The organism is Chryseobacterium sp. Y16C (genome assembly GCF_022488405.1).
Lineage (GTDB): Bacteria > Bacteroidota > Bacteroidia > Flavobacteriales > Weeksellaceae > Chryseobacterium > Chryseobacterium geocarposphaerae.
Window position 1 is genome coordinate 1569143 of sequence record NZ_CP092711.1, and the last position, 15132, is coordinate 1584274.

Annotated in this window: 11 protein-coding genes; 1 reads left to right on the forward strand and 10 read right to left on the reverse strand. The window is 33.6% G+C overall.

The genetic code is table 11. The annotated features are described in order from the left end of the window. Positions 1-257: 257 nt before the first annotated feature. The 8 genes from MKS83_RS06920 to MKS83_RS06955 all read right to left on the reverse strand — a co-directional run bounded on the left by MKS83_RS06920 (position 258) and on the right by MKS83_RS06955 (position 9917). Positions 258-1004 (reverse strand): hypothetical protein, encoded by a 747-nt coding sequence (locus tag MKS83_RS06920; RefSeq protein ID WP_240582540.1) that lies wholly within the window; start codon positions 1002-1004, stop codon positions 258-260. 671 nt (positions 1005-1675) lie between these two features. Next, entirely contained in the window at positions 1676-2533 is an 858-nt protein-coding gene (locus MKS83_RS06925) for a hypothetical protein (protein WP_240582541.1), read from the reverse strand. Positions 2534-2799: 266 nt separating this feature from the next. Further along, positions 2800-3210, reverse strand: a complete 411-nt coding sequence (locus MKS83_RS06930; protein ID WP_240582542.1) for a 5-fold beta-flower protein — start codon at positions 3208-3210, stop codon at positions 2800-2802. A gap of 125 nt (positions 3211-3335) precedes the next feature. Continuing rightward, positions 3336-4460 (reverse strand): hypothetical protein, encoded by a 1125-nt coding sequence (locus MKS83_RS06935; RefSeq protein WP_240582543.1) that lies wholly within the window; start codon positions 4458-4460, stop codon positions 3336-3338. Next, entirely contained in the window at positions 4457-8470 is a 4014-nt protein-coding gene (locus tag MKS83_RS06940; protein WP_240582544.1) for a hypothetical protein, read from the reverse strand. The genes MKS83_RS06935 and MKS83_RS06940 overlap by 4 nt, the downstream gene beginning before the upstream one ends. 405 nt (positions 8471-8875) lie before the next feature. Continuing rightward, positions 8876-9253 carry a hypothetical protein gene (locus MKS83_RS06945; RefSeq protein ID WP_100376164.1) on the reverse strand — a complete coding sequence of 126 codons (378 nt, stop codon included), beginning with the start codon at positions 9251-9253 and terminating at the stop codon, positions 8876-8878. Between the two features lie 47 nt (positions 9254-9300). Next, entirely contained in the window at positions 9301-9462 is a 162-nt protein-coding gene (locus tag MKS83_RS06950) for a hypothetical protein (RefSeq protein ID WP_240582545.1), read from the reverse strand. A 296-nt stretch (positions 9463-9758) separates the two neighbouring features. Beyond that, a complete protein-coding gene (locus MKS83_RS06955) occupies positions 9759-9917 on the reverse strand; it encodes a hypothetical protein (protein ID WP_157798748.1) in 159 nt (52 codons plus the stop codon). A 790-nt stretch (positions 9918-10707) separates the two neighbouring features. Between MKS83_RS06955 and MKS83_RS06960 the strand changes: the two genes are divergently transcribed. Beyond that, on the forward strand, positions 10708-11370 hold the full coding sequence (locus MKS83_RS06960; protein ID WP_100376166.1) for a S24 family peptidase: 663 nt from the start codon (positions 10708-10710) through the stop codon (positions 11368-11370). 45 nt (positions 11371-11415) lie between these two features. Here MKS83_RS06960 and MKS83_RS06965 read toward each other — a convergent pair whose 3' ends face one another. Together MKS83_RS06965 and MKS83_RS06970 are read right to left on the reverse strand one after the other, a co-directional pair. After that, positions 11416-12345: a hypothetical protein gene (locus tag MKS83_RS06965; RefSeq protein WP_240582546.1), complete on the reverse strand. Its 930-nt coding sequence runs from the start codon at positions 12343-12345 to the stop codon at positions 11416-11418. Between the two features lie 94 nt (positions 12346-12439). Next, on the reverse strand, positions 12440-15106 hold the full coding sequence (locus MKS83_RS06970) for a PKD domain-containing protein (protein ID WP_240582547.1): 2667 nt from the start codon (positions 15104-15106) through the stop codon (positions 12440-12442). Between the last annotated feature and the right edge of the window lie 26 nt (positions 15107-15132).

The window sequence follows — 15132 nt, forward strand, 5'->3', positions numbered from 1 at the left end:
CTCAACCGAAAAGTAGCTCACATTGGAGAACCTTACCCAGCTGTCGCAACAGCTGTTTTAAGAAAGTTTCTCACTCATCAGAATTCCTACTTTTTAAGGAGTCAATCCTACTCTTGAAAGAAAACAATACATTGATAAATTATCATTTACTTCGTGGAAGAGATTCTCATGCTTGCGCATCAGAAAATTCCAGTATTTCAAGAGTAAAAGGCTTCCCATCATTGAGTATCTTACTCGATTGAGGTTATATATTTTTATTAATCAATGATATAGTTGATTACATCATTGTCATCCCGCCCTAAAATAATTTTTACATTAACGGGATTCGACCTTATTTTTGTTCCGTTTACATCAATCTCCAAACACATTTGAATGAGTGAAAATGGTTTTCTATGATGAACTGTATATCGAAATGAACCTGGTCTGCTAAATGTACCGGCAGGATAGAACTCTGCCTCTCCCTTTCTATTTTTGTAAGGTCTGAAATAGTTAATAGGATTAATATCTATATCCATTTCATTAGACTTAAGAGGATATTCTGATCTTCTGTCCCATTTTTTTGCGTCTTCCGGAAGCTCCTGATAAAAACCTGATGGTTTTAAGTAACCACTTTTAAGCCTTTTTCTTTGCTTATAACGTTTTATGATAATCTTAGGCTGATATTTATCTATATCTAATTCATCTGTTAATTTGATATGTAGGCATTTATATCCCACATATCTACTTAAAACATGGGTGTATCCAGGTATCTTCTCAGGATCATTTTTTTCTTCATTTTCAATGTTTCTATGTCCTTCAGCTCCTTGAACTTCTTCAGCCACATAAAAATGATAGAATTTTCTTTTATTTCTTCCCGTTGCCTTGACATCGAATCCAAAATTAAACTCTTTTAAATGGACATAATTATCTATGAATCGACCAAATTGACTTTGTGTCGGATATTTACCTGTTTCAAAATAGGTTTTTAATTCCTCTCTTTCGGTTAATTTATTTATTTTTTCCATGATATTTTAATGTTCTGTTTGTTTCTAGGACTCAGTACTCAAGTTATTATCTGAGGGTTTAATTTGTTTGAAAATCTATTGATTTGTCATTGAAAAGTAACCTCAACCGAAAAGTAGCTCACATTGGAGAACCTTACCCAACTGTCGCAACAGCTGTTTTAAGAAAGTTTCTCACTCATCAGAATTCCTACTTTTTAAGGCGTCAATCCTACTCTTGAAAGAAAACAATACATTGATAAATTATCATTTTACTTCGTGGAAGAGATTCTCATGCTTGCGCATCAAAAAATTCCAGTATTTCAAGAGTAAAAGGCTTCTCATTATTGAGTATCTTACTCGATTGAGGTTTATATTTTCCAGTTATAATGGATTGTGTTTGCTCGTCTTGCAATCTCCAAATAACTTTTATATATATGGGATTTGACTTGTATTTGATGGGACAAAATTCATGTTTTTTTTCTTATTATGAAAGTTTTTCAGGCTTCCCATTCTGTAGTTGCAGTGATCTTTATTTCTTTAAGAATTAAATAATTCAGCAATTAATTTGAGATTTCAAAATTCATTTTTTTTTCTGATTATGAAAGTTTTTTGATCTCGCTATTCTGTAGTTGCAGTAGCTCCTGAAAGTTTTAATCTACATTTAAGCTCAGTGTTTTAAAAATCTCGTTTGCTTATTTTCCAGCTGCGTAATGGCATTCAATTCTTATATTTCTGATTTCCCTTAAGTTTTGACCACCACCCCAATAGCTACTGCTTTGTCCGGCCAGCAGTGAAGTAGTGGATACAAGTCTATCGTTATCTACATCATAGATTTCGCAATTTACAGACTGACTGCTACCACTAAGATCTGCCTCATAATAAAAGGATAAATAATCCCATAGATCATAATGATCGGTAACAGCATCTTCTGCTTTAAATCCATCACTCCAGTTTCCTGACTCTATTCTGTACCGGATAGGTATCTCTGTATTGTTAATAAACTTAATACCCGTGTTTACAACATTGATTTGTTTCCCAAAATTTTGTTTGAAAATTTGTATCGGCATTTTTTTCTCATTCAGTACTCCAAGCTCAAATCCATCAGGAATTGTTTGAAGGTTATTTCCAAACAGTCTGGTAATCATATAAGCCGAATTGAGCTGATATCCTAAAAAATAATATTCATTTTCGTTTAATTTTCCTTCTGAAAACTCTTTTACTCTAATCGTATAAGGAGGACTTCCGTATAAATATCTTCTTTCCGAACTTCCAAAAGTTTCTTCAACAGTGATCATTTGGTCTTCTTCATCCTTCGAACTGATCACAACCGGCAATTTTAAATCCCCGACTTCACTTGTATAATAGTAAATAAATGTGTTCTCAATGGCTTCCAAACTATTGGCAAGGGTTACCAGTTCTCTATTCGTTAAAATATCATCCTTAAGTCTTAAAAGGTCAATAAGATCTGAAAATTGACTTTGTGTGGGATATTTGCCTGTTTCGAAATAGGTTTTTAATTTATCCCGGGTTGTTAATCTGTTTTTTTCCATATGCTTTACTGTTTCTGACTGTTTTATTAATATAATCGTCTTTTATTTTAAAGCTCAAAATTCACTCTTTTTTCTTTCTTATTAAAGCTTTTTACCTTCCCGATCCTGTAGTTGCAGTAACTAGAATAAACCGCCGAAGCAACTCCCAATTCACACCGAATATTTTATATATATTCACATTCATCCAAAAACAAAGGCTCGGATTTTTATAATCCGAGCCTTTGTTTTGACTTATATATTTTAACGAGAATCTTCCCTCGATATACTTAATCCACCTTAAAGAAGAAAAAAGCCACCGCTGCCCATTCTTTTTTAACTCCTCTCGCATAACCAATCGTGCCATGACTGCTGCCTTCCACCGTTCCATCATCTTTGATATAACCAATGGTGGAATGACTGCTGTTTTCTACTGTCCCATCTTTTTTAACATAACCAACAGTTGAATGGCTTTTGTTTTCAATCGTACCATCACTCTTGATATAGCCAATTGTACTGTGGCTTTTGTTCTCTATCGTACCATCAGTTTTGATATATCCTACTGTGGAATGACTGCTGTTTTCAATTGTTCCGTCTGATTTGATATAACCTGTTGTATTATGGCTTCCTGATTCTATAGTTTGGGCGCTTATGAAGGAAAAACTGAATAGAAGGGTGCAAATGAATAGTGTTTTTTTCATTATTTATAAATTTTCAGGGTGTTATTATAACTTTTCAACGTTATCTAAAGATAGTGAGTTTTATTGAATACAAAAAAGCGAAATTTCTATTTCTAGAAACTTCGCTTTTAATTTTAATAAGCTGATTAAATTTTGTCTTTATAGTGATTATAAAATTCTAATTGATCTACTAAAACCTCATTAATTTCTGTCCAGCCATGCTTTTCAGATAAATCAATAGCTGCTTTCCAAGCATTCATATTAGGACTTCCAATATTTACACCACTCCAATATCCCGCACTTACTAAAGCGTCCCATGCCATAATAGGGTCTTTTAATTCTTCATCAATTGTTTTAGCGGCTTCTATATGAGCATTTCCATTGTATGTACTTTTGTTTTTACTAAGAATTTGACCTACTTCATATAATGGATGATTACTCATTTTTGAAAAATAACCTAATTCAGGTTTAAATTTACTTATTACACCACCTAATTGAAAACTGGATGATGTTGCATAAGGTATAAAATCAAAGTCAACTTCAGTGGAATCAAAGCCATGTGGTTGGATAAAACTTTGCCAAAAGTGATTTTCTTTTTTTTCTGTTTCAATATCAATCAAATTATAAGCTCTATGACCAATAGCATTATAAACTCTCGTATTCCAAATACCATAATCCTTTATTTCAAAATCTGGAAGATAAGATTCATTTTCAATCATCAAACTCATTAATTGAACGTATTCTTTCTGTTGTAAAGTATTATAGTAATGATTCCAAAAATCTAAATATACTTTGGTGTAATGGTCTGATGGATTTTCAAAGTATATTAAATTCTCTTTTCTACTTATATATTCCTTTAAAAAATTCAAGGAATCAAGATTATCCGTATATTCTCTATATGGCAATGATAGTTTTTCCAGCAACTCCCATTTTTCTTTGATTTCCTCATTTATAATGTCAATATCATTTAAAAAACGAAGCCATGACATTGTGATAAAAGAACTTAAATTAGGTGAAACTGTCCAAAAATCAACATTACTTTTTGCAACAATTTGCGAATTAAATAATTTATTATTTGGGACTAGCTTTATAGCAAAACTATTATAAGATTCAAAAGCGAAAGGAGCAACAGACCAATATCCTGAACGAAAAATATTCACACATCTTTCAATCTCATTTTTATTTTCAAATTCAAAACCTAAGCTAAGATACACCTGTTTTTTTTCTTTGTATGCTTCTTTTAAATCTTGATGTATTTTATTTAATTTCATAAATTTATTTTTTTAACAATATGATTTTCCCATATTCGTCTTGCTAATGATTCCAATTTATCCAATGCCTTTGGATGCTCTGACTTATCTCCATCTTTATCACTTTTACTAAGTGCTGTAGCTACGGTTTGAAGTCCTACGGCTAAAGCGTTTTCATAGCTTTTCATTGCCGTATTATTAATCTGCTCTAAAATTTCCACTTTTTGTCTTACAAGTTGTGATCTTGGCACTGTTCCTTCAGCAAAATTATCAAATAATTCTTGAATTTGTTTATTAATATCTTCTGAAATTACATTAAGTGCTCCATCTTTATTTCCTGATGATTTTATGACAAAACTATTTTCATTTTCTTCTACAAAGTTCTTAACATTAATATTCTTATTTTTTAAAAAAAGATATACATCTTTAATAAAATTATCCCAATGTTTAAAACTCATTTGAGCCCGTTTAGTTTTTTTAGAAGCGTCGTATCCCATAAATATAAGTTCTTTGTCTTCTGTAGCCTTCGTCTCTATATTTTCTGTAACATCCTTTTGTAATTCTCTACTATGAACAGCTATAGTAGAATGTATATGAGTTTTTTCATATAACAAAATTGCAGATAAATTGTTTCCATCTTTAAACTTAGCTTTTATATCCTCTTCCCTTTGCAAAAGTTTATTACCAATATCTTCAAAGTGTTTAACCTTTTTAGAATCTTCTACTTTTTTTAGATTTTTTCCATTATGTCCATAAAATTCCTGCACTCTTTCCATAAATTTATTTTCAGGAACGTGATGTGACTGTCTACCTTCTCCTACTACTGGATGTTCTCCAACAACAAGCAAAGACTTTTTTTCTGTGTTTTCTAATTCAGTTCCCGTTTCATGTATATTTTCTGGACTCGCTGTATATCTATAGATAATTTTATCATCTTTACTTTCAGCTCTTAAAGAACTGAAAACAGGATATTTTGCTTTTGTTCTTTTAGCAGCAATAGTCGCCTGTTCAAGGGTAAGCTTATTATTGTGGTTATCATCTACTTTTTTCTCTTCTTCCTTTAAATAGATAAATCCGGCATCAATTTTCTTCTGCTTTTCTGGCTCATGGATATTATCTTTTTTACTTTTCCCCATAAATTTCCCAAGCAATCCTTTAGCCTTCCCTTTAATAAAATTCCAGAACTTAACAATCGCATTCTCAATACGCTGGCGTATTTTTCGGATAACCCCAACCACTTTATCTGCCAATCCACCAATTCCTAATAATGAAGCTAAAAAACCAATCAGTACAGGAATCGCTCTTCCCAATGCATTTTCTATTGATTTGGCCACTGCGCCTACATTTCCGCTTGCAATTGCTTTGATACTATCACTAAAAGCTTTCACCAGTTCCATAATTTGTGCAGCTCGCTGGATGAAGAATTTCACCACATCTATAATTGCCATTGCTGCTTTTATAAATGCTCCAACCGGAGTCAATAAGCCCATCACCCATTTGATTCCTGCCTGTATTACCTGCGTCTGGACAATATCCATAATAGTATCCATCACCGTAGCTTTAAGGTCGGCAAACTGATCTTTCAGGTATTCCCATAATCCGGCAGCGCCATCTTTACGGACAATCGGGATTATTTCAAGACCTTTCTCAGAAGCGGTTTCAAGAACTTTCATCACAGGTTCGCCTATCACTCTTGCACCAATGCTTCTGATACCGTCCCACGTTAAACCAAGCACCTGCGTGGTAATGGAGAAAATACCTTTTAACGAGAATACATCTTCCGGCATTGTTAAAGAAATACCTTTCATTGCACCGGTTAACCATCCAAAGAAGCCCGTTTTAAAGTGAGTCCAGATATTGGCTCCGAAATTGGTAAACCCTTGCGAAACTCCGGCAATAAGGTTTTTGAAGAATCCTATCGGATCCATGATAATCGCCTGAATGGCACTGATAACACCCGACAATAAATTGGTAAGCGTATTTTTAATTTCAATAATAATAGCAAACACGCTGTTTTTAAGCACATCAAGAACCTGATTAACCAATCCGCTATTTTGTGCTTTTAAATCTGCAATTCTTGTATCAATACTTGCAATATTATCAGCATACTTCTTAGCCAACACATCAATTAAGGCATCTTTTTTATTGTTTACGCTTTCTTCCAATGCATTGAATTTACTTTGGATCTCTGCAATGGCATCTTTTCCTATTTTTCTTAAACTTGGTGATAAACTGTTCACATAAGTCTGAACGTCTTTTTTACCTTTGGCAATTCTTAATTTAGCTGCATTAAGTTGGGTTGTAACATGGCCTGCAATATCATCGATATATTTATCCATTGTTTTAATATACAGAGCCTTACCGCTTACAAAGTATTTATTGACTTCAGGCGGTAAACCGACAACCTGGTCTTTCACCCATTTACCAGCCAAACCTAAAACACCATATTTCGCATATGCATCTCCGTAACGTTTCTTTTTATAAGCCTTCATTCCTTCATCAACATGAATTTCAAATGCTTTTTTAGCATCCACACTACCTCTTGCAAATTTATCCGCAACCGTTTTATCCAAACTATTTAAAATGGAATTCACGTCCGTTTTAGAACTTTGATAAATACTATTGATATGATCTGCAATTTCTTTTCGTTTTTGGCTGTCTTTTCCGGAGGTTTGCTTTTGCTCACCATGTACATTGCCTAGTCCACCTTTTCTTACATTATGCATTCCACTAATGTGACTTGCCGCTTGTACCTGTGCATCAGTACGAGTTTTTGACAATTCCTTATTTTCTTTATCTCTAAACTGTTGAGTTGCTTCAACACTTTGGGTTTTAGCTTTATTCTTTTGTGCCAAAGCATCTGTAAATGTAGGTTCATTCGATTTTGCCAGCATATTATCAGTCACTCCATTCGCTTGCATTTCATTGTCGATACTTGCTGTTTGTTCCTTAATAGGCTGTTCTACACTTTCTACAGCTCTTTTCACAGGCATTGCTTTCGCTGCATTTGGTATCCCTGGAGCTTTACCAATGTTCGGTGTCGGCATTTTGGCAACAGTACGAGTTGGCTGAGCGGCAGTATTCGGCTGTGCAGAAGTTGCGGAAGCAATATCATTAGATGCTATGTTTTTTTCTTTTTTAACATCTCCTACTGCTTTCTGATTAACCTCATCTATATTGTTATGCTTTTCAAATTCATCTGCTTGTTCTTCATTTTCCGGAAGTGTAATACCCTCTATTTTTTCAGTCAACTGCGCTTTAAAATCTTTTTTGCTGAACATCCCTGCTTTCTGCTCGTCCATTGTGTTCACCTGGCTCGCCTGTGCCATACTTTGGCGTTCGTTGGAAGGTGATGGTGCTGCAGCCTGTGCATCGTTGCTTGCTTTACTCGATGCTTCATGCTGCTTTTGCGACTTAGCTGTATTACTGATTTTTCCGCTTAATGCTGCAAATTCAGGATTGCTATTTGCATTTGGTGATACTTTTTCAATTTCTTCTGCTTCAGCTTTGTCAGGATTGACTGACTGAGACTGGTTTGCATCCGATTTAATTGGTGTAACTTTTTTATCTGCTGGTTTTACTGCCGGATTTGTTTCTTCAATTTTTTTACTTTGCTGATGAACCCTTGCCTGCTCTTCCAGCGTCTTCGGTAAATACGTTCCCGATTTAAGATCGTTATAATTCTGTGCCTGATTCGTATTTAATGTGGTTAAATAGTCTTTTTCGGTTTCTTTTGTATCAGGATGATTGATATCCCCTGTTTGAGCTAAATTATCCTGATGTTTTTTATACATCATTTGCGAACCTTGATCATAAATCGTTTGCGAACCATGAACAGCCATCACATTACTATTAAGATTAAACTGATTCGGATTTACCGATCCAGCCGTACCTTTTAAATCTCCAGAATTTTGTGCCTTTGCATTGGTTATTTCCACCTCAGATAGAGGGACCACCGATTCTTGCTGCCTTTGCATTCTGCTTGGACTTTGGTGGGCATTGTCTTTTTCTACAGGAGTTGCTGCTTTCATTGACTTAGTTTTTTAATTTCATATTGATTTTTTGAAGGCATACAAAACGCAATTAATACAATTGCGTTTTATACTACCTGTTGAATGTGAAAATCTGACCGCGTGAGGGTAGATTTTTTAAAGAATTTAAGTAATCGGAAGTGGCATTTGGCTGGTGATGAGAAACAGGTAATGCTGGAACCACTTCAAGTTTTTCTCTTGTTATCTATTTTCGAGTTTTCAGTTTTTCTAGTTCAAATTTGACTCTTTTTCGGAAGAATTCATTAGTTTTTAAGTGATGGATTCTGTAGTTGCAGTAAAGAGTTTTTCATGATTGTTTTACTTAAATGACTTTGTTTTCGCAAGCACTTTCAAATTATCGTTTCCGGGTATGAACTGCCTTCAATATCATTATTTACTTATTTTTTATTGAGCCGGATTATCTGTATTTTCTTCTTTGTCAGCTTGTCTTTCTGTATTTACGCCATATCGGTTTTCAATAAAAAGGTTCACTGCTTTATCAATCCAATTGGGCAGGTTTGTTGTTATCATTTTCAGAAATTTATCATAACCATAGCCGAGTACAAACAGTACGCCTGTTGAATACCATTTATCGTGCAGTTCAGCTCTGTTCATTAAATAACTCATAGTAAAACCAACAATTATCACGATCAACAATGTAATAAAGTGTTCCCATGGCTGTTTTTTCTCTTTGTTTTGTATAGAGACCAATACTCTTAGTAATCCGCCTGAAAATGCAATTGCAGTTCCTATTAACAGGGCTTTTATACTATCCAGATTCATTCTTTTTTATATATTATTAATTAAAGATTTTTGATTTTTTCGTACTTCTAAATATCCTGATCCAGTATGTACATATCATCTAAAAACCTCTTGCTTTTTCGAATATTCCCATTTTTATTTACGTAAGCCAGCTCATCGATAAGATCATAAATGTCCTTCGTTGGCTTTTCTTGTTTTTCCTTATTTTTTTTCTTTTTTTTCTTTTTCATGGTTCTAAAATTTTTGTATGAACAATTCTTTCTGTTTTTTGTAATTGATATTTTTCATCATCCAGGTTAGACGGCTTCTGCTTTCCGGTTCATATTTCACCCGAAACAACAGGTCTTAAAAAGCAGAAACCGTTTTTACCTTAGTATTTACCTATAAACTTAAATTTGGGAGGTATCGAACAGTCCATTATGATGCATGGGTTAGTTAGGAGAATAACTTTGGGTCCTTTTACCTTTTTTAGAATGTATAATTACAAGATCTAATTTCTGAGTATATTGTTCAGCAAGGCTGAACTTTATGCCTGAAGAATAATATTATATATTGTTCTTTCGGATAAAAACAACATTTCTGTTAACTCTGTGACAATCACTTTCATCTGTTTGTTTTGATTACGTTTTACATATTCAATAACAAAATCTTTTCTTTTTTCTACTAATTCTTTGCTACGTTTCATTTTGGTTAGGAGTTTTATATATTAATGTTTTATTTTTTTTACATTTTTATTCTTTAATTAAGTCAATACGAGTCCCCAAAGACAATATTTAAGTCTTTGAAAGGGGTGTTTAATCAGGTATTAATTTTGATTTTAAGAAGTTGATATCATGTGTTTTTCAATAGAAACAACACACCAACTTATTACTGTTACTTTTTAGTAGATGACTTCCTTATGTTTACAAAAAATCGATATTTTGTTAACATTAAGCATCACTACTTAATTTGTTTAAAAGAGCTCAACATTTAATTTATTTTTATCCTTAGATATTTAACAATTTTACTGCTAATAGTAATTCATTGATCATATTATTCTAAACAGCAGTTTTACGTTCCTGGTTTTAAGCCAGCATCTTATTTAACCATATAAAAAGCGCATTTTTATCAACAAAAAATATTTAAAAACGCACAAAATTCACATAAAAACCATCTTAAAAAATGCAATTTTTACACTTAAATAGGTTAAAAAATTTCTTATTTCTTTAATTTATGCTGTAAAAAGCTAAAAAAACAAGATCCAGATATAAGACACTCGCAATACAAACCAATTATCAAATCCCTGTAAAAAATCGCAAACAACTATAAACAGGACATTTAAAAATCAAATAAATATTAAATTATAAATATAATTTGTATATTTGTGCTGTACCATTTTAACAGCGAAACAAATATACGAACATTGTTCGTTTTTCAAAATAAAAAAACGAATTTTTTACGTATTTATTTTTTAAAGTAACCCTAAACATATCAAAATGAACTATTTAGAATTCAAAGAAATCAGGAAGAAGCTAAACATGAAGCAGGCTGATATAGCAAAATCTATAGGAGTTGGTACTAGAGCTGTACAATATTGGGAAAAAGGCGAACGAAAAATACCAGAAACAACTGCTTATTTTGTGACCAATCTACTTCAGGAACAACAAAAGAAATTAAATAACAGTGCCTCACCCGTTGTTTTTTCAGATTTAAAAATCATGAATGTTCCTCTTGCGAATCAATATGCACAGGCTGGTTATTTGCATAACTTTGCAGATGAAGAATACATCGAGAGCTTACCTACTATTCCTTTTACCGATGATGTGGAGCACCGAGGCGAATACATGTGTTTTGAAGTAAAAGGGGACAGCATGGATAACGGATCCTACGAAAGCTATCTTGAAGGTGACATTATATTATGCAGAAATATAAGACAAGATTATTGGCTAAGTAAGCTCCATTATGATAAATGGGATTTCGTGATCGTTCACAAAGAAAAAGGAATTTTAGTAAAACGAATCATCAACCATGATGTTGAGAAAGGCATTATTACTCTTCATTCTTTAAATGAATATTATGAAGATTTTGAAATCCACCTGAAAGATGTTGCCAAGCTTTTCAATATTATAAGTACAAGGCGTAAAAATAATAGAAGATAGAGTGAATAAAATCCTCAAAAAAAATTGAGGATTTTTATTTAGTCTTTAATTAATTTCACAGTGGTACATTGATGAAACACCAATGATCCGACCATCTTTTTCTACCTCATAGATTTTATTTTCATTATCATTTGCAAATCTCACCCATCTGATTCCATTTTCATTGAATCCTACACTTGCTCCACCTGTATCAAAACTACTTAAGTATGGGGGCAATGCAGGGGTTGTACCATCAGTCAAATAAATAAAACTTCCCACTTGCGGAGTAACTGTATTAAGATTTATCGTTTTGAGTAATGTGCTTCCTGTCAAACAAATTTTAGCATCTGTGTAAATCGGGTCTTCAAATTTTCCCGATACACAATATGCATCGAAAGTATAAGGAGCTTTTTGCATAGACCATCTTCCGGATGTAAAGTTAACCACATTAGACCAACCGGAAACACCTGAAATCCCTACAGATTTAAAGAAACAATGCTTTCTTACCCTAATGTATAATTCTCTTGAATAAGTATAATTTCCATTATTCATAAAAACATTTTCGATTGGAGTATAATCAAAGTCTATTTTCATCTGAATAATATTGTTGAAGTACTGATCTGTTGCTATCTGATATTCCGGTGTAGCAAGATCCGTAGGGTCAACAAAATAATCCATTACGATCTGGCCATTGTTTTTTATTTTTATTTCATTAATCTGTGGTTCTTTACAGGATAACGAACTACAATTTCCTATTGTAAAGGAGCCAGTTTTGGTAGCAAGAACTCCGCCGGCGGACAATTCTACTGTCAAATCGTAATCGCCAGGAGTCTGAATGACAGGAAGCTCTACCACACTATTGGGATCTATATTACTTATAACTGTCGGATTTCCAGATCCCTGAATTCCGTACGACACAGTTGCAGCCGTATTTGTTACTGGCACGGAAGATGTATAATCTATTCCAAATGAAATTTTGCATTCTGCTGTTGCCATTATTTTATTTTTATTGTTATTATATTTTTATTGATGCATAAGAGGTGATTTTAATTTAAATTTCATAATCACCCCTTTTAAATGCAGTATCTTATCATTCATACACATGTACTTCTACTTCCTGAGTAGCAAATGCTCCGCTATCAGCATCAACAACCGTAAGCTTGAATTTATATGTTTCAATACGAAAATCTGTTACCAATAGATCTGGTTTAGTTATTCCGGAAAGTGTTACTACCGGACCATAGGTCTGAACCCATGAATAAAGAGGCGTTTGCACTCCCGGATTTTCCCCTTTTAATGTAAAGGAATTACCTTGGGACAGATAAAATTCCTGCGGACTTTTTAGATTAAGCTTAATAACAGGAGGAATACTCTCGCAACATTGGACACCTCCTGTGAAGTCAATATTATTTATTACAACAGAAGGAGCAACAGGAACATCATACCAATTGTTGATATTTACGCTTTGGGAGCATCCGCTTCCGCCCACATTTATTCTTATTGTCGGAATTTTTGCAGGAGACAGATTATAAAAAGTATAGCTTACCAATCCTTTTGCATCCGGATTCTGGGTAACCCAACCGCCATTATCCAGGAAATCCCAACTATACGTATAGTCTGCAAAATTTTGCCCGCTTTTTCCCGAAACTTTAAGGATTATGGTTGTTGCATTAGAACCGGCTTCCGGATAATAAACAGAATCTACAACGATATTTACATCTGGCTGTGAAGTAACTTTTATACTGCAAGTGGTAGGTTTCCCGTTTACAGTAAAGGTAATTTCCTGACCATATAATTCAGGACTTACTAATTGGGGATCAAAGAAATACAATCCGTTTCTTACTGTTACACCTCCGTTTAATTTAGCATCCACAACAGCTTTTACTATTCCATTCGTAGGGAACACCGTAAAAGGTATAGGTTCAGATTTGGCACAGATAACCGTATTCGGTAAACTCAATTTAATTACAGATTTCGGAGTACAACATATATATGGCAGTGAAAAATCTGCAATAACTGTTGAATCTCTTCCAATAGTTTCATAAACCATTACAAAGGTACCTCCTCGCTCCACTCCGCGTTTATGTTCCAATCCCGGATGTTCTTCCACATAATCATTGAAATATGCTTTAAACAGATCTTTATTATCTACCAATTCTTCCAGAGACAAAACCATAACATCAAATTCCAGCTGCTGCTTATCCCTGATTTCTTTTATTTGTTGAAGAGCATCCTCATAAAACATTCCCTGATGACCTTCAATATTATAAAATGAATTTTTATCTATATTAAAATTTAAAGGACTATCAGGCATTTGTGTATTGGGTGAAAAGAAATCAATAGCATATCCTAAATTATCTGCAGCCGATCGATTGCTTGTTTTATCAAAATTCCAGGCTTTTAGCAATTCTCCTGTAACCTGATAGTAGAAAGGAACTGCTTTATTACTTAAAGGATTTAATTTTTGTGATGGAATAATTTTAATTCTTGCTTCTTCCTCATAACTAATTGAAAACCTAACATTCTGTGCCTGCTGAACGAAACGACTGATTAGCATTTTAACTCTTTCCATTGCTTTTTCATCATCTAAAACAGGAGAATTATAAAACTGATGCCTAAACGAATCTAGGTGGATATCTGATGTTAATTTCCCCAGCAAAACGTGTTTAGGAAAAGAATCTAAATCCGGAAAGCCTTTAGTAAAAGATTTGGGAAGCAACTTTATAATTTCAGAATAGGTATCCATTACATCTTTCACAACATCATAAGCATACTGAAATCCAAACCGTTGAACAAAAAACTCCTGCAATCTATTTTTAAAAGATGCATGATCTGCACCCTGAACTCCTATTATTTCTGAGATTTTATTGATTTTATCAAATACAAACTCACCATAATTAATTTTTTCCAAAGCAGCAACATACAGCTCCTTTACATCTGAAGAAGTAAATTGTGTGTCAACTCCTTTTTCTAAAATAAGCCGCTCTACAATCACCCGTTCTTGCTTTTCAGCCTTCAATACTTTATCTATAAACAAAGGATGAGGATGGATAAGATCTTTTATTTTTTTCGGAATTGTGCCATCTATATCAGGTAATGGCAACAAGTTATCTCCAATAATATTATTAATTCCTGCCGCCGAAGTAAGCAATACTTTAAGGTTGCGAATTTGTTGAACTCCATGGTTATCACAATCCACTCCTCTACAAGGCTTAACTTCTTTTTCATAATTTTCTAAATACAGCAACAGGTATTTGTCATCCAAATCTGAAAGGTTACTAATGGGCTGAAAGTCCGAATTAGCTTCCTGAGCCGTTGCCAATTCCCACAGCTCAACCTGGCTTCCTCTGCCGTTGTTAACATGAAATGCAGGATAGTGTACTTTGAAATTATCATATATTTTAAAATGGGTATATTTTTTATTTTCTATCTTGATGGTTTTCAAATCACTTACGTACAATTCTTCACTTACCACACTCGTATTATTCAGTGTCAGTAAATCTCCATCAGTAGTGAGCGCCACTCCCTGAGAAAGCTGTATACCGCTCAACAGCCTATTTGAATACGTAAGACTGGGCTTGAGACCACATACCACACCCACTCCCTGCAACATTACCCTTGATAAACGGTCCTGGTCTTCAAAAAAATCCAAAAACTCGTTGAACTGGGTATACTCTATATATTGTCCTTTGCTGAATTTGCGGTATTGAGTCGATATATTACGCAGAGATGATATATCACTTAATTGATTATTCATTATTATTAATTTTTTAATGATTTATT